The 19,157-nt window shown below is 69.4% G+C and carries 18 protein-coding genes; 3 read left to right on the forward strand and 15 right to left on the reverse strand.

Translation table 11 applies throughout. The features are described 5' to 3' along the window. The 4 genes from ACIQMX_RS38810 to ACIQMX_RS38825 form a co-directional block, all read right to left on the reverse strand. A partial coding sequence (locus ACIQMX_RS38810) for a hypothetical protein (RefSeq protein ID WP_402485412.1) occupies window positions 1-1,033 on the reverse strand: 1,033 nt, incomplete at its 3' end. A gap of 325 nt (window positions 1,034-1,358) precedes the next feature. Then, the gene (locus ACIQMX_RS38815) at window positions 1,359-2,153 is read right to left on the reverse strand and encodes a hypothetical protein (protein WP_402485415.1); all 795 of its coding nucleotides are present in this window, start codon (window positions 2,151-2,153) and stop codon (window positions 1,359-1,361) included. After that, the gene (locus ACIQMX_RS38820) at window positions 2,150-2,572 is read right to left on the reverse strand and encodes a hypothetical protein (protein ID WP_402485418.1); all 423 of its coding nucleotides are present in this window, start codon (window positions 2,570-2,572) and stop codon (window positions 2,150-2,152) included. The genes ACIQMX_RS38815 and ACIQMX_RS38820 overlap by 4 nt, the downstream gene beginning before the upstream one ends. Window positions 2,573-2,622: 50 nt before the next feature. Next, window positions 2,623-3,129 (reverse strand): hypothetical protein, encoded by a 507-nt coding sequence (locus tag ACIQMX_RS38825; RefSeq protein ID WP_402485421.1) that lies wholly within the window; start codon window positions 3,127-3,129, stop codon window positions 2,623-2,625. 317 nt (window positions 3,130-3,446) lie between these two features. Between ACIQMX_RS38825 and ACIQMX_RS38830 the strand changes: the two genes are divergently transcribed. Together ACIQMX_RS38830 and ACIQMX_RS38835 are read left to right on the forward strand one after the other, a co-directional pair. Next, window positions 3,447-3,911, forward strand: a complete 465-nt coding sequence (locus ACIQMX_RS38830) for a gamma-glutamylcyclotransferase family protein (protein ID WP_402485424.1) — start codon at window positions 3,447-3,449, stop codon at window positions 3,909-3,911. Between the two features lie 108 nt (window positions 3,912-4,019). After that, complete coding sequence (locus ACIQMX_RS38835) at window positions 4,020-4,958, forward strand: hypothetical protein (protein WP_402485426.1); 939 nt, start codon at window positions 4,020-4,022, stop codon at window positions 4,956-4,958. A 73-nt stretch (window positions 4,959-5,031) separates the two neighbouring features. Here the strand turns inward: ACIQMX_RS38835 and ACIQMX_RS38840 are convergent, their stop codons facing one another. The 11 genes from ACIQMX_RS38840 to ACIQMX_RS38890 form a co-directional block, all read right to left on the reverse strand. Beyond that, window positions 5,032-6,645, reverse strand: a complete 1,614-nt coding sequence (locus ACIQMX_RS38840; RefSeq protein ID WP_402485429.1) for an amidoligase family protein — start codon at window positions 6,643-6,645, stop codon at window positions 5,032-5,034. A 2-nt stretch (window positions 6,646-6,647) separates the two neighbouring features. Beyond that, a complete protein-coding gene (locus ACIQMX_RS38845) occupies window positions 6,648-7,190 on the reverse strand; it encodes a hypothetical protein (protein WP_402485432.1) in 543 nt (180 codons plus the stop codon). Window positions 7,191-7,204: 14 nt separating this feature from the next. Then, window positions 7,205-8,668 carry an amidoligase family protein gene (locus ACIQMX_RS38850; protein WP_402485435.1) on the reverse strand — a complete coding sequence of 488 codons (1,464 nt, stop codon included), beginning with the start codon at window positions 8,666-8,668 and terminating at the stop codon, window positions 7,205-7,207. A gap of 80 nt (window positions 8,669-8,748) precedes the next feature. Then, window positions 8,749-10,224: an amidoligase family protein gene (locus tag ACIQMX_RS38855; protein ID WP_402485437.1), complete on the reverse strand. Its 1,476-nt coding sequence runs from the start codon at window positions 10,222-10,224 to the stop codon at window positions 8,749-8,751. 2 nt (window positions 10,225-10,226) lie between these two features. Continuing rightward, on the reverse strand, window positions 10,227-11,360 hold the full coding sequence (locus tag ACIQMX_RS38860) for a hypothetical protein (RefSeq protein ID WP_402485440.1): 1,134 nt from the start codon (window positions 11,358-11,360) through the stop codon (window positions 10,227-10,229). After that, window positions 11,357-12,694, reverse strand: coding sequence for a ParB N-terminal domain-containing protein (locus tag ACIQMX_RS38865; RefSeq protein ID WP_402485442.1), 1,338 nt, complete (start codon window positions 12,692-12,694; stop codon window positions 11,357-11,359). Before ACIQMX_RS38865 ends, ACIQMX_RS38860 begins: the two co-directional genes overlap by 4 nt. 70 nt (window positions 12,695-12,764) lie before the next feature. After that, window positions 12,765-13,802: a replication-relaxation family protein gene (locus ACIQMX_RS38870; protein ID WP_402485445.1), complete on the reverse strand. Its 1,038-nt coding sequence runs from the start codon at window positions 13,800-13,802 to the stop codon at window positions 12,765-12,767. Next, entirely contained in the window at window positions 13,799-16,183 is a 2,385-nt protein-coding gene (locus tag ACIQMX_RS38875) for an ATP/GTP-binding protein (protein WP_402485448.1), read from the reverse strand. Before ACIQMX_RS38875 ends, ACIQMX_RS38870 begins: the two co-directional genes overlap by 4 nt. Before the next feature lie 19 nt (window positions 16,184-16,202). Continuing rightward, window positions 16,203-16,721 (reverse strand): hypothetical protein, encoded by a 519-nt coding sequence (locus tag ACIQMX_RS38880; protein ID WP_402485450.1) that lies wholly within the window; start codon window positions 16,719-16,721, stop codon window positions 16,203-16,205. Window positions 16,722-17,173: 452 nt separating this feature from the next. Beyond that, window positions 17,174-18,226, reverse strand: coding sequence for an NlpC/P60 family protein (locus tag ACIQMX_RS38885; protein WP_402485451.1), 1,053 nt, complete (start codon window positions 18,224-18,226; stop codon window positions 17,174-17,176). A gap of 9 nt (window positions 18,227-18,235) precedes the next feature. Continuing rightward, entirely contained in the window at window positions 18,236-18,436 is a 201-nt protein-coding gene (locus ACIQMX_RS38890) for a hypothetical protein (RefSeq protein ID WP_402485453.1), read from the reverse strand. A 63-nt stretch (window positions 18,437-18,499) separates the two neighbouring features. On the opposite strand from ACIQMX_RS38890, the gene ACIQMX_RS38895 reads away from it, so the two are divergent. Beyond that, complete coding sequence (locus ACIQMX_RS38895; RefSeq protein WP_402485455.1) at window positions 18,500-18,589, forward strand: hypothetical protein; 90 nt, start codon at window positions 18,500-18,502, stop codon at window positions 18,587-18,589. Window positions 18,590-19,157: the final 568 nt, after the last annotated feature.

Raw genomic sequence — 19,157 nt, forward strand, 5'->3', positions numbered from 1 at the left:
GGTAGGGCAGGGCGGTCTCGGGCTCCCACATCGGCTCGTCGACCTCGGGTGCCTTGCCGTCGCCCGGCTTGCGGTCAGGGCGCGCCAGCTTGCCCTTCGAGATGTAGACCTTCAGGCTCGACAGGGCGGTGGGCTTGGGGCGGCCCTGTTCCCGGCCGTCGAGTTCGGCGATCTGCTCCAGGGTGAGCAGGCCCGGGTTCTTCTCGAAGTACTGCTGCAGGAACTCGCTCGGCTCGACCTCGGAGGCCGCCTGGGCGGGCTTGGGCGCTCCGCGCCGGCTGTCCGGCCGGCACAGGTAGGGCAGGGCGGTCTCGGGCTCCCACATCGGCTCGTCGACCTCGGGTGCCTTGCCGTCGCCCGGCTTGCGGTCAGGGCGCGCCAGCTTGCCCTGCGAGATGTAGTTGCCGAGGGTGGACAGCGCCGTCGGCTCGCGGTCGTGTTCCCGGCCGTCGAGTTCGGCGATCTGCTCCAGGGTGAGCAGGCCCGGGTTCTTCTCGAAGTACTGCTGCAGGAATTCGCCCGGCTCTCGCCGAGGAGCATCGCTCTTGCCGGTCTTGCGTCGCACGGGGCGCGGACGGGTGATGTAGGCATAGGCCGTCTCGCGGAACCACATGTCCTCGCTGACCTCGGGCTGCCGGCCGTCGCCAGCGCGACGGTCGGGGCGGGCGAGCACGCCCCGGGAGATGTAGGTGCGCAGGGTTTTGACCGGGGTGGACTCGCGGGAGAGGAATCGCCCCTCCAGTACTCCGATGTGACGGAGGGGAAGGAGGTCGCGAGGTCCGCCGGCAGGCAGTGCGGTGGCCTTCTCCTTCTGGTTGGGGTGGGCCACCACCCAGGCCTCCGGCTTGTGCTCGAGCACCCACTCGTCGACGGCACCCTCGTCGTACAGCTGGGTCTTGCCCCAGCCCTTGTCGGGGGATGAGGGGAAGGTCGGCTCGAGCGTCCAGGAGGCGGCGGTTGAATTGCTCACCTGGTAGCGCTTCGCGATCCTTTGGACCGTTGTCTGCTTGATCTTCGAGTTTGCGGGGATCATCGTCTGCTCCAGGGCCTGCGTGGCCTGATCGTTTCCCGTTGGAACGTGGTCGTGCCGCCGGGAGGTGCTGTTGTGCCGGGCCAGCGGCCCCTTCCTGTGCCCTTGCCGACGCCCGGTGACGGGCGGGAAGGATGCAGGGCGAGACCCGGTGCGCAACGTACAGCGATTCAAGCGATTAAGCAATTCTTCGCGGTGAGTCGGCGTGGCTGTCGTCGTGGAACCGGCACGGGCGTGCCGGGGAGCATATGCTTCCCGGCACGCCTGGGGTGGTTGTGCGGCGCGCTGTCCCGGCACCGCGGCCGGCGTGCTGGCCGCCGGCTGGTGGTCAGGACGCGAGGTCGAGGGCGCCTGCGGTTGCGCGGCGTTGCTTTCGCTCGGCGAGCTTCTTGTCCAGGGCTCGCTGCAAGCTGCTGAACGTCTCGTCACCTTGTCGTTTGAGCAGCATCGGGATGCGGTTTGCCGGAATTCCGACCTTCGGCGACTCGCTCAGGACGGACAGGAGGTCTGACTCCGTCTGGTCGGTGTAGCCGGCCTGCTCCAGTGCCTCGACCCCGGGGAACACGTCGGCGTGGCGATCGCTCTCCAGGTCCAGCAGGTGGTCTTCCTTGCCGCCCAGGCTGTAGCACCACAGAAAGTTCTCGGGCGGACTCGGTTCTACGAGGCGACGAAAACGCGAAACGGACTTCGTGTAGCAGTAGAACCAAGTATCTGCGGGGGCGCTCCGCATAATACGCAGCCATGCTTGCAGATAGGCGTCGGAATGGAAGTCGCCGGAATCATGCAAGCGAATCCACTTGCCCCGGTACCTCCGATGCTGAATCTCTTCCGTCATCTGCTCTTCCCACTCGTCCAGGGAATGCATCGTCATCCACATATTGCGCTCGTGCGCGGCCAGGACGACCGGCCACCGATAAGTTCCGACCCTCGCGTAGCAGAGCTTGGCACAGGCTCCCGCCTCGGGGCAGGCGTTATATGTCGATCCATCGGAAAATCGGCCGGCCCACGCTGGAAGTGGCCAATTGAAGATTCCTTCGGCACGCAGCTGCCGGTTCTGGGTAAGAAGCCACCGGCGCGCTTTGGGCTTCGTGTCCGACGTGTCGGGGGTCGAGTTGGTGCTCATGTCGTGCTTTCCGTCTGGTTGGAGCTCGAAGAATCGGCCGGGCAGTCCTCATGGGCCGCGGCGCAGGCGTGCACACCGAACTTGGTGATGCCGCCGTCGGTCATCAGGGCCAGGTAGGCAAGACCGAGGTTCAGGTGCTGGCCCGCCTCGGCGGTGTGCTTCTTGCTCGGGAACTGCAAGGCGTCGCCGCGGCCCATGATGACCGCGGCCGCCGCGTTCCGGAGCGGGTCCAGCGCATGCGACGGCATGCGGCTGACCTCGAGCATCGCGATCGGCAGCGCGTACAGGAGGTGTTCGGTGAGCCCGTCGTGGAAGATCTGTTCCTTCGCGGTGAGTCGCGCAGGTGCCGGCACGGCCACCACGGTGATGCGCGCCTCGGGCTGCTTGCTCAGCGGATGCGGGGAGTTGGAGCTGGTCATCGCGTACTTCGATCTGTTCGGGTGCCGCAGCGGTCGGGCTGTACGCCCGGCTACGTCGTGAGTGGCTGAATCGGCAGAGGGCAGTCCCGGTGATGGGCGGGCGAAGTGCGGTAGTGCGGCGACTCGGCGAGGTCCTGCGCACCGCCCAGCCAGTCGCCGTAGTCGGCAAGGTCGTTGATGCACATCGTCGGAACGGATGCTGCGCACCGCGGGCAGGGGCCGATGGGGCTCAGGGTGAAGTGTCGGGCGCTGTCGTAGGCGGCGAGGAACTCGCGGGGTTCGGCGGCGGACGGGATCAGCAGTCGGATGGCCGGGCTCAATGACCCTTCGATGAGGCGATGGAGGTCGTCAGGTGAGCTGATCACGGGGACCCACTGCCTCAAGCGGAGCACGCGGCGCAGCCGGGTGCGCGCGTAGCCGGCGGTGGCGAAGACGGCGAACGGGGCCATTGCGCTGCTGGAGCGGTGCGCGCCGTCCTCTCGTCGCCTCTGGCCGGCCGCACGAAGGGCTGCGTGGTCGAGTCGGGCCGAGGCGCGTGCGCTCAAGATGAGCGGCATGGTTCAACTCCGTTTTGTTCGGCTGCCGGTTGACGGTCGTGTGGTGCCCGGGCGCGGCGCCTCCAGCGCCGCGCCCGGGGCCTGTGTCTCCGCCGTGCTGGGAGGGGGGCGGCGGAGGATGAGCCGCGCGGGCGACTCCTTCACAGGGCCGCCGGGCGGTAGGCACTCACACCCGGCGACACCCTCTACTCTACCGAAGTAAATCCAATTAAGCAACATCGGACGCAAGCGCGACTCGTAGTTGCGCAATTGGAATTAGTCATGTAGAGTTGAGTCATCAACGCCGGAGAAGGTGACCGGCGAGCAGTATCAGAAAGGTGGCGAACGCAGTGTTCACCACTGAGCAGAAGCCCGTTTTCGTCTACGGCACGCTTCGTGCTGGCCAGGGCAACTACTTCGCAATCCTTGAGGGCACCACGGTCCAGGAGTGCGACGCGGTCCTGGACGACTACACCCTCTTCGGCTCCGGGGTCCCCTTTGCAGTCCAGCGGGACGGCCGGAAGGTCGTTGGCGAGGTCATGGACGTGGACCCCGAGCTGTGGGCCGGTGTACTCCACCGGCTCGACCGGCTCGAAGGGTACCGGGGTGAGGGCCGCAACAACATGTACGACCGCAAGGTCCGTACTGTCACTCTCGCTGACGGCAGCACGATCGAGGCGTACGTGTACCTCGCGGGCGAGACGTCCCGCCGCTGGTTCAGCGACTGCGAAGAGATCCCTGGCGGCGACTTCGTCAAGGCGGAGCGCGGCGAATCCGTTCCGTTCCTCGGAACGAGCGACTGAAAGCCACAACATCATGCAGTACCCGTCAGGCCGCGCGCGGCGCGGCCTGACGGCTTGAGCAGTACACCTCGGTCGCTCTCGGGCAATCGAGGAAGAGAAGGAACAACTATGTGTGGTCTGTTCGGAGTTGTCCGCAACCAGACCTGTGACCCCACCCGCGCGACCATCATGTGTGCCGCGCTGGGTCATCTGGCCGAAGAGCGCGGGAAGGACTCTGCGGGCCTGGCATTCGCCACCGGTGCCTCGCAGAAGCTGACGCGTCGTCCGGTCAACAACCGCCGTGACACCACGGCGGGAGGCTGGCGCATCGTCAAAGGACCTGGCCGGTTCCGAGACGTGTGGAAGTCCGACTACGTCAGCGACCTCGACGCGGCTCCGGTCGCCCTGGGTCACACGCGCTGGGCGACTCAGGGTCGTACAACGCTGATCAACTCCAGCCCGCTCCAGGTCGGGCAGCTCATCGGCACGCACAACGGCGACGTGGACGCGTGGCGGCTGCGGTCGGAGTACGGGCTTCCGCGAGCGACCGGCGAGACCGACACCGAGGTGCTCTACCAGGCGCTCGACCAGGAGGGCGGAGTCATTCTGCCCACCCTCGACGTCCTGGAGTCCGTCGTGGGCCGCGCCGCACTGGTGTGGGTCGACCGGCGCTGGCCGCAGCTCGTCATGATGGCCCGTACGGCGGTGAGCCCGCTGTCCGTGGCCGTCGACACCGAGGGGAACCTCTACTGGGCGTCCAACCCCGGCTGGTTCCGCACCGCCGCCCGCGCGGCGGGCGTAACCATCGCGGAGATCCAGATGGTGCCGGAGGGCACGTTCATGATGATCGACTACGCCTCGGGCAGCCCGTCCCTGGTGGGCGAGCGCAACTTCACCGCGACCGCGCGCGCCAAGGACGACCGACTGGCGCACCTCGTCGCCTACCGGGGCTTCAGCATCGAGGACCAGGTGGCCGACGAGGAGGTGTGCGGCCACCGGACGCTGCGTGAGCCGCAGCGCTCGCGGTCCGTGTCGGCGCCGCTGTGGCTCTCGCCCAGCGGAAAGTAAGGGGGAATCTGGCATAAAAAGGGGCCGGGGCACCGCAGATTGCGGTGCCCCGGCCCCATTTTCCTGTACGGCCTCAGTACCGGCCGTCGTGCCATCGGGTGCCGGCGAAAAGGGCAGCGGCCTGCGCCCGGTTCTCCTCCCGGCCGAAGATCCTGTCGGCCATGTCCCGGAACGAGCGGGTGGCGTTGGTCCAGGCCTCGCCACTCAGGCGCCCGCGCTGCCCGCCCCGGGCGCGACGGTGGTGCCCAACCCGCTGGGGAGGCGGCGGCGGGGTGCTGCCGGCCTCCCGCAGGGCCGCGTTCGTCAGGCCCAGCGAAACGTTGACCTGGGCCTGGATGGTGCCCGGATCCAGGGATCCGTCCCACATGCGGAACTCGGCGTGGTCACTCTGCCTCCCATGGACTGACTGGAAGTTAAGACCGATGTGGTGGCTGTTGTTGTAGCTCTGAACGGCCGAGACCGAGGTGTATGGACGTGTCGGCTGGTTGTTCGGGGTGCACCACTCCAGGCCGCGGTGACGGTCGGCGGCAGGGTTCTGTGCGATCCGGTAGATGACGTCCTCGTACCCGGCAACGGTGTTGATCAACTGGTTGTGGTTCTCGACGGTGTGGTCGTAGTCGGGGACGGCCACGTGGACGTGCCCGCCCGTTCGCGGGCTGGCGATGCCTCCGTTACGCTGCACGATCTCGCACACCTGCGCCAGGTTGTTCCAGGTCTGCGGCTCGTCGTAGAGGATGGGCGAGACGATCTCACCGGCGACGGTGGCGTCGTGCTCCAGCCGCCACGCGTTCGGGGCATCGGTGTAGCCCGCCCGCGCCGAGGCGTGCCAGCCGTTCACGTTGGCGTTCGGCGCGATCCCCGCCTCGTGGAGTTCGCGGGCGATGCGCCGGCTGGCGGCCTGCCGCTCCAAGTACGTCATGGACTCCGGATAGTCGAACTCGATCTCGACACCGAACGCGCGGCCGCCCTCGCGGGCACCGAGGCCGCCGGTGGCGTTCTCCGTCATGTACGGCACCAGCTGCTCGCCCGCCGCCCTGCGCTCCCGCGCCTGGTCGTACGCCTCCTGGAAGGCGTCCATGTCGTCCCGGTAGGAACGCACCGCAGGCTGGGCCGCCCGCTCGGCGCGCGCCTGGTCCTGAGCGGCGATGGACGCGGCGTGCTCGGCCGCGACCTCGTCGAGAACCTCTTGGGCGGCCGCCCGGTCGACTGCCGAGCGGCCGTTGGAGCTCAGCTGCTCCTGGATCAGGTTGGCCGCGGCGGGCTGGTGGCCGCAGGTGCCGTCCGCGCTCCCTGCGTGCGTGTCGCCGCCGGTGCACCGCAGGCCTTCGGGCTCCACCTGAAGCTGGCCGTCCGGGCCTCGGCGGACCCGAACGTCGCCCTCGACGAAGTGGCGCCCGTCCTCGTCGGTAACGCTGGCACCCACGTTGACCAGGGCGTCCTGATCATCGGAAACCTGGCTTCGGATGACATCGGGGCTCCGCGGCAGGAACAGCATGTGGTCGTCGCCGCTGACTAGGTACGCCTGGACGATCGGATGGTCGGCGGGGGTGTCATCGAAGATGCGCACCTCCGTGCGCTCGGGCCGCTCTTCGATGGTGAGCGGCGCGGCCTCGGCGACGAGCGTGTCCGTGGCGCGCGTCGGGGCGACGCTGTGGTGCTGGTGGTCTATCCGGCTTCCCGAGCCCACGGTCACTCCCCTCGGACATTGGGCGGCAGCGCGCCCTGCTCGGCGGCCAGGTGGATCACGCCGGCCTGGTGGAGCGAGACCAGCAGGCTCCACTCGTCATCCGGCTCGATCCAGATGAGCGCGTCCTCGGCGCCGTCGGGCCGCGGAAGGCGGCCGGCCGGCCTGTAGAACGTGGTCACCAACACCATCGGGACGGGCGCGTCCCAGCTGCTGAGCACCGGCGGGGTGTCCCGCGGCGCGAGGAGTGCCCGCTGCTGCTCAGGGGTGCACTGCTCGAACTCCTCCGAAGCGGTGAGGCCGGCCTGCAGCTGCACCTGGAGGCGCAGGGCGAGCCGGATCCGGGCGGCCGCCTTGTCCTTGGGGCTCACCAGCTCGGGGTACTCGGGGATCAGGCCTTCCAGGAGCTCGGCCGGGGTGTCGGCGTAGCCGCGCCAGCTCCCCCCGTCGTAGATCATCTCGAAGACGTAGTTGCTTCCGTCGTCCTTGGTCGGCGGGTCCAGCGGAGCGGCAGCCGACGAGGCATTGCGGGTACGGATGAACGTCATGACATCTCCAGTGGTTAGCGCCGCTGCCAGCGGGTCTCGTGGAAAAGGGCGGTTGCCTGAGCCTTATCCTCAGGTCGCTGGAAGAGGGAGTCGACCATGTTCCGGAAGTTCGCGGTGGTCATGCGCCAGGCGTCACCGCCAAGCCGTCGCCGCTGTCCGAGTTGGTTAACCTGGCGCTGATCGCGGTGGCTCCCCAGCTCCATGCGCCGGCCGGAGGGAGCGGCGTCCTGCCGGACGGCCGCCGCGGCCATTCCCAGGGAGAGCTTGACCTGCGTCTGGATCACGGACGGGTTGAGGGAGCCGTCCCACAGTCGGAACTCGCCGTGGGCGCTCTGCCCGCCGCGCATGGCGCCGTACAGGTTCACCGCCTGCCCATGGCGCGCGCTGATCTCCGAGATCGACGAATAGCCCTCGGAGGGAACGGGGTTGGGATTGCACCACCGGGTGCCCCGATGCTGGTTCCCTTCGGACGCGGGATTCTGTGCGAGGCGGTACAGGACGTCCTCGTGGGCCTTGTACGTCTGCATGAGACGCGTGTGGTTGGCGACGTCGTGGTCGAAGTCGTGCATGCCCACGTGCACGTGGCCGCCGGTTCCGAAGGAGGCGCGGCCGCCGTTGCGCTCGATGATCTCGCAGGCCGTGGCGAGGTTCTGCCAGGTCTGCGGCTCGTCGTACAGGATCGGCGAGACCAGCTCGCCAGCCACGGTGCAGTCCGACTCCAGCCGCCACGCGTCCGGTTCGTCGGTGTAGCCCGCATTCTGCTGGGAGTGGTAGTCGTACTGCCGGGCGGTGCGCGACAGGCCTGCGTCGCGCAGTTCCCGGGCGATGCTCTGGATCGCCCGCTGCCGGTCGACGCCGGGCTCGATGTCGAATTCGATCTCGACCCCGAAGCCGCGGCCGCCTTCGCGGGCGCCGAGACCCCCGGTGGCGTTCTCCATCATGTACGGGACGACTTGCTCACCGCGTGCGGCGCGGTCACGGGCGGCCTCGTAGTCGCGCTGGAAGGCGTCGAAGTCGTCGGTGTAGCTGACGTTGTCGGGCGGCCACTGCTCGCGGGCCGCCTCCTGGAGGGCCGTGGCCGCCTGGTGCTCGGCGGCGACCTCGTCGAGGACCTGCTGCGCCGCGGCCCGCTGGACGGCTCGCTCCTCAGGGCTGCTCCATTCCGGTGGCACGTCCCGCTGCTCGGGTACGGACACGCCGGCGCCCGCGGCCTGCATGATCTGCTCGTCGAGCGTGCCCTCGGCATGCCCGTACTCATCCTGAAGACGCTGGCGCAGTTCGTAGAACTCGTCGAGCTCTCCCGGGTTCTGGCGATGCTCGGCGATGGCGGTGCCGAGTTGCAGCACACGGCTGATCAGCTGCTCGTGTGCGTCGTCGGGAGACAGATCGACTCCCTGGCTGGGAGCGCTGATGGTGGTGCCTGCCGCCGTGGTGGCGACGAGGTGGTGCTGATGGTCGATTCGGCTTCCGGATCCCATGGCATTGGCCCCCTTTCAGTGATCTGGCCGGCCAGGACAGTGCAGGCCGGCGGTGTGGTGTGCGGACGTTGCGGCGGGCACTACCAGCCCTGGGATTCGGGCTGCTGCCAACGGGTTACCGCGTACAGCGAGGCCGCCTGTTGCATCTGCGCGCGCCGGTGGAAGATCTCGTCGGCGAACTGGCGGAACTGACGGCTGTTGGCCTCCAGGTCGCCAACGTTGAGGCGATGGTCTGGGCCCCAGTCCTGCCGGTGGCGGCCCAGCGGCATCCGCTCCCCGCGCCTGGTGGTCGAGGCGCTGTCGCGTACGGCCGCGTTCACCATGCCCAGGGACAGGTTGATCTGGGTCTGGATGACGGCGGGGTCGACCGAGCCGTCCCACAGCCGGAACTCCCCGTGGTCGCTGCGCTGGCCGCGCGCCGCCGACAGGTTGACCGCGAGGCCGTGACCGTGGCGCTGCACGTCGTTCAGCGATCGGAACCCGCCGGCGGGGACGAAGTTGGGCTCGCACCATTCGGTCCCGCGGTGTGCGGAGTCGGGCGCAACGCGGTTGGCGGCCAGCCGGAACAGGACGTCTTCGTAGTGGTCGTACATCTGCATGAGCCGGGAGTGGTTGCCCACCTCGTGGTCGTAGTCGTGCAGGCCTACGTGCACGTGGCCGCCGGTGCTTTCGTTGGCGCCGCCGCCGTGCCGGCGGACGATCTCGCAGACGGTGGCGAGGTTCTGCCAGGTCTGCGGCTCGTCGTACAGGATCGGGGAGACGATCTCGCCTGCCACGGTGCAGTCGTCCTCCAGCCGCCACGCGTCCGGGGCGTCGGTGTAGCCCGCGTTCTGTTGCGAGTGGTAGCCGTACATCCGGGCTGAGCGCGACAGGCCGGCCTCGTGCAGGTCGCGGCCGATGGCACGCAGCGCCTCGTCCTGGTCGTCGTAGTCGCCGTCTGTGACAAACTCGATCTCCACGCCGAAGCCGCGCCCGCCCTCGCGTGCGCCGAGGCCGCCGGTGGCGTCTTCAAGCAGGTAGGGGACCGCTTCTTCGCCGCGGATCTCCCTGTCCCATGCGGCGTCGTGGATCTGGCGGAAGGTGTCGAAGTCCGTGACGAAGCTCAAGTCCCGCTCGCCGGGCCACCGGTCTCGGGCCTGGACCGAGAGCGCGGCGGCCGCCTGGTGCTCGGCGGCGACCTCGTCGAGGACCTGCTGCGCCGCGGCCCGCTGGACGGGGATGCCGGCCGGTGGTTCGGTGGCCCGCGGGGGGAAGCCGGGGCGGTCGGCCTCCTCGGCGTCTTCGCGACTGGCGTCCTGGATGAGGCCGTGGCCGTTCCACAGGTCGTGCTCGAGGCGGAGCCGGTCGCGCAGGCCCCAGTACTCCATCGCTTCCTCGAGCGTGGCCCGTCCGTCGTTGGCCTCCCAGTGGGCCTGGATCGCCAGGGACTGGTCGATGAGTTCACGCTGGGCCTCGGGCATGAGGTCGACCCGCTCGGCCGGAGCCTCGATGGTCAGGCCCGCCGCTGTCGTGGCGACGAGGTGGTGCTGGTGGTCGATCCGGCTGCCCGAGCCCATGGTCAGGCCTCGTTCCGCGGGGTGATCGTGCCGTCGGCGAGTCCGGCGTAGTGGCGGACGTTGGCGGTGAACAGGTCTTCGGTGAGCGCGTGGGTGTCCACGCGTCCGTCCTCGGTCATGACGGCGCCGTGGCGTGCGTACTGCAGCGGGTTCTGGCTGATGAGGTAAAGGCGGCCGGGGAAGAGGGCCTTGAGGGTGGCGATCCGGTCGGCGCGGCTTGCGCCGGTCAGGACCATGGGCAGGTCGGGCGGGAGGGTGGCGGCCAGGTAGGTCAGGCCGGGGACGGCCATCTCTTCCCAGTCGGCCTGGGTGCGGAACGTCTGCAGGTTCATGGCGAGCGCGGGCGGCAGCGCGGGGGATTCGTCGAGCCAGTCGAGGTAGCGGTCGAGGTCTTCGAGGCGGAGCCAGTAGATGTTCGGGACCGCCGTGACGCCGGCGGCGGTGAGCTCGGCGGCGAGCATCAGGTTGCGCCGCATGTTGATCAGGTTCTCGGCCCGGGGCTGGTTGAAGTACATCGACGCGTTCGGGGTGAGGACGAGGTCCCACTTCTGGGCGGCGAGCATCTCGGCGAAGCCGTCGGCCTTGCGGCGCGTCCAGTACGCCTCGACGAGCGGGTCCTCCGCGTAGCCGCTCAGGATGGCCTTCTGCTCCGGACGCAGGTTGAGGAACTGGTGCGCGGTCTTGCCCTCCCAGCGGGGGAAGAGCTTGTGCGTCTTGGGGCTGATGACGCGGCGCAGCCCCAGGGCGTACGCCGGCCACTTCAGCTGGGCGTCGAGGGTGGGCACGTCGTGCCCGTCGACCTGGGGGGTGAACAAGGGCAGGTCGGGCAGTGTGCCGGGGACGCGCAGGCCGGTGAAGTGCATGGTGCCGCCGATGTCCTTCATCCAGGCCTCGCGGTCGGGCCGCGTGCCGCAGCGGATCGGGCACCGGGTGCAGGCCAGCTCCGACTCGCTCCCGGGGAGCGGGTCCTCGGCGCGGGCGCAGCCGCAGTATTCGCAGCTGGAGGTGCAGCCCGAGCAGACGGGTTCGACGGCCCGCGGATTGTCCATGAAGAACGGGCAGTTGTTGCAGTCGCATCCGGACGCGGGGGCCGGAACGGGCTTTCCGATTCTGGGCATGGGCAGGGAGACGGTCATGCGGCAGCGGTCCTTTCGGCGCCGGCGCTGGTGTGGCGCTGGAGTTCGGTCAGGAGCATGCGGAGCGAGCCCGCATCGAACCGGTGGAGCGTGCGGCCCTCCGTCAACTGGGTGTTGAGCGCGCGCAGCGCGTCGAGGGCGGCAGCCGCGACGGACGGATCGACGGGCTCGGCAGGTTCGAGGGGCTCATCGGCCCGCAGATGGTCCTGTGCGGCGGGTCCCGCGGCATCCGGCTCTCCGGGCATCTCGAAGGGGCTGTCGGCATGCTCCTGCGGCTGCGCAACATCTGTGCCGTCAGCCTCGGAGGCCGCCGGGGCCTCGGCCGGAGAAACAGCATCGAGCCCGGCGTTGTGCTGGCCGGCCGGAGCGACGGGGCGTGAGAGTGTCGCGGCGCGTTCGGCGTTGGCCTGCTCGTGTGCGGCGACCGCGGCGCTGGCGGCGGTGTCGGCGGGCATGTCCGGGTGGGTTGCCTGCGCCCGGGTCGCGGCCGACAGCAGGTCTGTTCGGCCGAGGCGTTTGACCGCCTGCCACAGTTCGGCGGCGGCCTCGCGGCGCCCGCGGCTGAGCCGGGCGAGATTGGTCCGGGCGGCAAGGGCGACCTGGTGCTGGTCCATGTCCGCGGACATTTCGCGCGGCAGGGTCCTGAACGCGGCCACGACCTCCCGTGCCCGGCGCGGGGTGATCTGCAGGCCCAGCCGGCGCAGCACCAGGTTCCAGGGCGCGGCCAGGTTGGCGTCGCTGCCGCGCAGCTTCTCCAGGGCCTCGAAGCGGGCGACCGGGTCCTCCAGCCGCTGAACGTCCTCGTCGACCTCGATGCCGGCGTTGTCGAGCTGGGCACGCAGGATCGCGCTGCGCTCCAGCAGCAGGGCCTTGGCGAGCTCGCCGGGTTGCAGGTCCTCGCGGGCCAAATTCTCCACCAGCTGCCACGTCCGGCGGTCCTCGTCGCTGATCGGTCCCGGGCAGATGACGGCGGGCAGTTTGCTGAACCGCGGGTTGTCCGGCTGGTTGACCGCGCCCCAGCGGCAGGCCCGGTAGCGGCGCTCGCCGATCACCAGGCGCCGCTGGACCTGGTTGTCGGGGCCGGGAAGTTCCTCGACCAGGACGGGGTGGAGAACACCGACGGTCGAGATGGAGGTGATCAGATCGGCGAGGCCCTCCGGGCTCGTGCTCGGTCCCGGCCCGCGGCCCTGGACGTCGGTGTAGACCGCGCCACGCATCGGCAGGAGCTCGAAGCGGCGCTGACGCAGCTGCTCCGAGCTGTCCAGGGCCTCGGCCAGGCCCAGAACGGCCGGCGCAGGGGCCGGGATGTGGGGTTCCTCAACGGCGACGGTCATCAGCTGAGCCTCCTTTCACAGGTAGTTGCAAGGCGCCCGGGCGCCTTGCCTCGAAGGGTTTTGGTGCAGGTCAGTGAGGAGCGGGGGGCGGCGGATGCCGCGCCGGGGCCGGTGCGGCCGGGCGGCGCAGCAGCATGTCGGCCAGGGGGTGCCGCTTCTCGGGCGTTCCACGCAACAGCGGCGTGAAGACCCGCCCGAACGGGCCGTGCTCCTTGAGCTGCTGAAGGGTGGTGACCCCGACCGAGAGGTTGCCGGCGAGCCGGGACAGCCGCGGGTCGACTCGCGTGAGGGTGTACAGGTCCTCGGTGCGGTCGTTGAGCCGCTTGGCCAGGGTGGGGCCGGGGGCACCGTCGAGGACGATCAGCAGGCGGGGGAAGGCGGGGTACGTGTGCTGCCAGGCTGGGCGGGTCGACGCCGCCGAGCGCCGCGCTCGGTCGGGATGCTGCGGCACGAACTCGTACAGCCGCCCGTACGCGGAGACCTTCTTGGCGAGCTCGGCCGCGGTCATGGTGGCCCGGTCGAGCTCGATGAACAGGTTGAGCATGGTGCGAGCGCCGTGGTGGACGTGCACATAGTGCAGGACGGCATCGGAGATCACGTGGTCGTCTTCGAAGCGGCGCTGCCCGTCGCGGATCCGGTGGGCGACCTCCGGCATCCAGGACAGCGGGGTGCAGTCGTGTCCGAGCCGTCGCGCGTGCTGGACGAAGGCGATGCCGACCTCGTTGACGGCCAGGGTGTGGGCCTGGCGCGTGCTGGCCGCCGACTCGGGCGTCACCCGGTAGCGGCGGGAGAAGACCTCCGCGGCCTGTTCCACGGCGTCGGCACCCGACTCGGTCAGGAACCACACGTAGGGCCGGTTGAACCCGTGGCCCGCGCTGGCCTGGCCCTGGGCGCGCAGGCGCTGGACGAGACCGCCCTCCTCGAGCTCGACGAGCTGCCGCCGCAGGTAGGACCCGCCGCGAGCGGCCGGCGTCAGCAGCCGGGCGAGCTGGTCCGTGGTCATCAGGCGGTGCTGGTAGAGCAGGTCGAGGGCCGACTTGGCGACGGCGTGGAAGCTGAGGGTGCGCGGGGGATGGTGCAGCAGATCAGGCTCGGTGTGGGTGTTCATCCGACGTGTGACCCCATGGTCTTGGTGAGGTAGGTGACGTTGTTGGGGGGCGGCTCCTCCGCCGTGGGCATCCCCGGCCCGTCGTCCGGGGGCTCGGGGCCCGGGTCGTCGACCGGAGGTTCGTCGGGTCCGGGATCGTCGTCGTCCGGCGGGGGCGGCGGCAGGGTGGCCATGAACAGACGGATGCGGGTGTCGAGCTTGGCGAGGTCGTCGAGGATGTCCCGCACCCGGCGCCGGCGCAGGTTCTCGTCGACCGCGGCGTCCAGGCGGTGCATGTCATCGGGACGGTGGTACTCGCTGTAGATGTCCTCGACGCTTGCGCCGCGGACCCGGAACGGGTCGCTCTGGCCGCCGTCGAGGGTGACCGACATGACGTAGTGGTAGCGCTGCAGCTGCGAGATCGTGTCGGGCGCGACCCTCTTGCCCCAGCGCCGCACCACCATCTGCGCCTCGTCGATGTCGCTGGCCGTGGTCGACAGGATCGACAGGTTCTGCAGCAGACCCTGCCTCGTGGTCGCCGACAGCCGCTGCGCCATCTGCGTCATCGCCAGGAGCTTCACCTTGTACTTGCGCAGTTGCTCGGCGATCGCGGCGAGCGTTCCCTTGCTCGCCCCGTCCACCGCGGTCAGCTCGTCGATGAAGGCGTAGAAGTCCTTGCGGTCGGCGACGGGCATGGTGCGCCGGGAGAGGCCGGCCCGGAAGAGGTCGTAGATCAGCAGGCAGGAGACGATGCGGTCGGTGTCACCGGTGCCGGACGGGCACACGAAGACGACTTTGCCGTGGTCCATGGCATGCCGGATGTCGTACGTGCTCAGCGAGGACCCGAGGAACCCCTTCAGGGAGTTCGAGCTGTCGAGACGCTCGATGATGTTCGTGACGACCGGAGTGGCCTCGTTGGAGTACTTCGGGTAGGTCTGCACCCAGAAGTCCCTCAGCGTCTTCGGCAGGTACGGCACGACGGAGTCCCGCCACACCTCGTCGTTGAGCAGGGTGCGGATCTGGAAGATCGTCGGCGCGAGCTCGGGCTTGCCGGCCCGCGACAGCATCCACGACAGGTGGGCCAGGGTCTGCACCGACCGCGTCAGGATGGTCTTGGCGCGCCCCGCGCTGTCCGACCAGTTCAGAGCGCTCGCGAAGCCGGTGACGATCGCGTTGACGATGTCCGGGATCTCCTCCTCGCCACGGTTCTCCATGGACAGCGGATTCCACGAGCCGACCATGGCGTCCAGGTCCGGCGAGGTCAGGTCGATCTCCCACAGCCGCGGCGCGATGTGCGGGTGTGCGAGGTAGGGCCGGGCGCGCTGCCAGCCGTCGCCGTGCGGGTCCAGGAAGAGCGTCCCGTGCCCGTTGTGGGCGAGCGCGATGGCCTGTACCAGCGACATCTCCGTCTTGCCGTATCCGGCTTTTCCGAGGAACAGCCCGAAGAGCAGGTAGGCCAGGGGCAGGCCGGCCAGCCGCTCCCCGCCACCGGGCTTGGCCACCCACCCCAGGGGAAGGAGATCCGGCTGCCCGGTCCATGTGGGCAGGCTCGGCGGAGGCGGGGGCACGACGCCGCCGGAGCGGGCCACGTTGGCCGCCATGTTGTGCTTCGTGGCGGGCTTGAGCAGGCCGGCGAGTTCCGCGCCGGTCACCCAGCTGGGGCGCCGCGGCGCAAACTCCCCGGTGGCGAAGCGCCGGTCGAAGCTGCGCCGGTACAGCCGCGAGTCCGCGCGCAGCCGCGTCACGAGCAGGTTCAGGCCCACGGGGCGCAGGTGGTTGTCGCCGGCCCAGCCCTCGAGCGTCGCCATGATCTGCTCCAACAGCATCCGCGGCCGGGACGGGTCGGAGGAGGAGGTGCGAATCAGCAGCTGGAGTGCGAACACCGGGTCCGCGCCGGGCCCGAACTTGCCCATGGCCGCCTTGACATCGGAGATGCTCGGCATGCGCTGACGCTGAGCGGGACGCTGGCCGCCGCGGCCCTGCTGCCCGCGCATCTCCGCCGCGATCTCGCTCCCCAGGGACGACAGCCGGTCGAGACCGAAGCCGCCCCCCGAACCCTGCTGCGGAAGGCCGGGTATCGCCGGCATCGCGCTGGGGTTCCGGCGAGCCTGGGCAAGCAGCCGACCGCGTCGACGGCCCACCCGGGAGGGCGAGATCGGCACCAGGTCCAGGACGATGTCCGCTCGCTCCCCCAGGTCCTCGCGCACATCCGCGACGGCAGCCGCGAGCGCCTCCAGCGGATCCGGCTTGATCGGCACCTCACGCAGGGCGAGGTGGTCCGGCAGCGCCAACGCCAGCTCGGCGCGCGCCACATGCTGCTGCTTTGCCGTGCCCTTGCGCGGCTTGGACCTGCGCGGACCGCGTCCGTGACCGCGGGGGGACTTGGCGTTCTTCTTGCTCACCACAACCTCCTTCGGGTGGTCACGCCGCGAGAGCGGTCTGAGGGCCGGCATCGGGTTCCGCGCCGAGACGGATCTCCGGGCGCTCGGCGCTGGCTGCGGCGGAGCCGACCGCGCGCATCTCGCACTGGCCGTATCCCTGGTGCCGCAGGACCGCCGCGGCTTGTGCCGGGCCCTCGATGCGCATGGTCAGGAGCCCGCCCTGGGACAGCAGTCGCACGCGCACCGCGGTGCCGCGCACCGGGGTGAAGGCCCAGCGCGAGACGCTTCGCTGTGCCTGGGCGAGCTGCTTGGCGAAGCGGAGGACGTCCTCGAGCACCGGGTCGAAGCCGGTGGTGGGCAGGAGCTCGAACGCCTGGCGGTCCCTGAGCGGCTTCCGGCCCAGGCGCCGTCGCGCCACCGAGGCGGATGGGCCGACGATCACGGGGACCGAGATCAGCCACCACATGTTGCCGGTCAGCCAGGTGAGTGCGGCCTGTCCGTACGCCGGGAGGTCCTGCACTACCTGGATCAGATGGTCGATGACGTCGTTGGTGGTCATCGGGCAGCCACGGGGCGCGAGGGGGACGGACGGGGGGTAAGAGGAGGCATGTCGGAACTCCGGGGGTGACGGGGAGCGCGGATGCCTATAGAGGTGCGGTTTCGGACGCCCGTGTGACATGGGTGACGGGACTTTTGATCTCCGGCCCCGCTCGGCCGCCCAAGGAGGCCATGAGCGTGTAGGGCGCGCGCTGCACCTGACCAGCACTCCAGCGCCGCGGGAAGGGGTGTGGTCAGACGGTCCGGAACCTGCTCGCGCGCCGTGGGTTCAGTTGCTACGACGTGAGGTGTAGGTTCTCGTTTGATCTGTCGGATTCCTAGGGCAGATCGGGCATCTGGCTCGGGCCGACAGATCGGTGAGAAGCTTGACCTGCGGACTCATCGACTCGCAGCCTCAAACCGACAGATCGCTGGGAAGCCGACAGATCTGATGCGGTCCTACAGATGGCCTGATCAGCCCACCCGCTTCATGACGAGGATCTGGGACTTCCAGTACGACAGCGGCTTGATCCGCACCTTGAGACCTGTCTTGGGCGCATCGATGACCTGGCCTTCGCCAACGAACATGGCGACGTGCTCGGGCCGGCTCGCGCTGCCGCGGCTGAAGAGCAGATCACCAGGTTGAAGATCGGCGGTCGACCGTACCTCCGTGCCCTGATTGACCTGGTCGTAGGTGGTGCGAGGGAGGTTCACTCCGACGCTGGCCCAGGCCATCTTCATGAGGCTTGAGCAGTCACACCCGTTGTTCTCCCGCAGACTGAAGGGGCTGCGGCAGTTGCCGCCCCACTGGTAGGCGGTGCCCAGGGCCCTCTGTGCAGCAGCCACCACCTGACCGGTGCGCCCGCTGCTGGCGGGGACCGGGCTGCCCTGCGCCATGGCATCGGTCCACTTATGGGCGAGCGCACGGATGGTCTTGACGTAGTTCTGGGTCTCCGGATACGGAGGTATCCCCTGGTACTTCTTCACCGCGCCCGGCCTGGCGTTGTAAGCGGCCAACATGTTGTCAGACTTGTCGCCGGGGACGTTCCGGACATCCTTGGCGATGTCGCAGTCGTAGTCGACGGCCGCCGGCACAGCGTCGTTGGGGTCCCAGACGTCCTTGTCGCCGTCGCCGTCGCCGTCCTTGCCATGGGATGTCCAGGTCCCCGGGATGAACTGCCCGATTCCCTGCGCCAGGGGCACCCTTACCTTGGTGCCGTCCTTCTTCTTGACGGTTTTGTAGGACTCGGCCTTGGGGTCGAAGCCGCTCTCCTGGTAGAGCTGTGCGGCGATGAGAGCAGGTGTCACCTCGGGGCACCCGTACTCGCTGATGGCTTTGTCGATCAAGATCCGTAGCCAGTCCGGGACGTCCGCACCCTGGGAGATGCCGCCACCGAAGCCGGCGTTCTGGATGTCCTCTCCGGTGTTGTCACTGCCGAGCTTGGTCACGACGGCCATCACCGCGGCCACGAGGAGGGCGATGAAGCACAGCCAGGCGAGGCCAAGGCCCAAGAAGAACTTCTTCACTGCGGCTCCTCAGGCGTTCATGATCGCGGCGACTCGCCACGGGCCTGCGGGCGCGTGGCGCATCTCGAGCGCGAGTTGGTCGTGAGTGCGGATGTCCGGCCGGTCGGCGGTGCGGGCTGTGCAGGTGTAGAGGACCCGTACGTAGGCCTGTGCCGCTGTCGCAGCGGGTGCTCCGTCAGGAGTGGCAACGTGATCGACGGTGCAGGTCACGCGTGTTTCGTCGGCAAGCCATCGCTGCCACAGCCGCGTTGACCGGTCGCCCGGCTCGCGCAGTTGGCCGGCCAGCTCCTCGGTGGCGTACGCGGCGGCGCGCCGGCCGACATCGCTGAAGGAGGCGTCGCGCCCTGGGCGGGCGTCGTGTGAGGTCCAGGCCAGAACGAACCGCAGTGCCGTGTCGGCAGCCTGCGGCGGCAACGACTCAGGGGCAGGCGCCCCCTGTTCTACCGCCGTGGTGGTGCTCGGCGTTGGCTCGGTCGATGCAGTACTGGACGCGGAGGAGGGCGACTCCGGAGCGCTCGGAACGGCTCCTGGATCGGCAGGAGGGACGGACGGTTCGGTGTCGACGAGCAGGATCAGGATTCCGCCGAGCGCCAGGAGTGCGGCCGCGGCGAAGAGCATGACGATCGCCCCGGTGCTCGACTTCTCGGGCTGCGGTGTGGGCATCGGGCACCTCCTGGGGGCCAGACGGGATGAGGGAGGGTGGGTGCGCGCGGGTACGGCGTGCACCCGCGCGGTTCAGCTGCGGCGTCGGGGGCGGGTCGGCGCCCCCGGCCCTGCGGATGGCGCAACGTCGGGGCGCCGAGGGCGCGGGAAACGCGGAGGACGTCGAGGACGCCGGGGGTGGTGGCGAAGGAGCCAGCACCGGGGCGGGGACGGACGCCGGGCTCGCTGCCGTAGTGGTCGTTGGGGAGCCGGACCTGGACGGCGTCGG

This window comes from Streptomyces sp. NPDC091416 (genome assembly GCF_044756845.1).
Classification (GTDB): Bacteria; Actinomycetota; Actinomycetes; order Streptomycetales; family Streptomycetaceae; genus Streptomyces.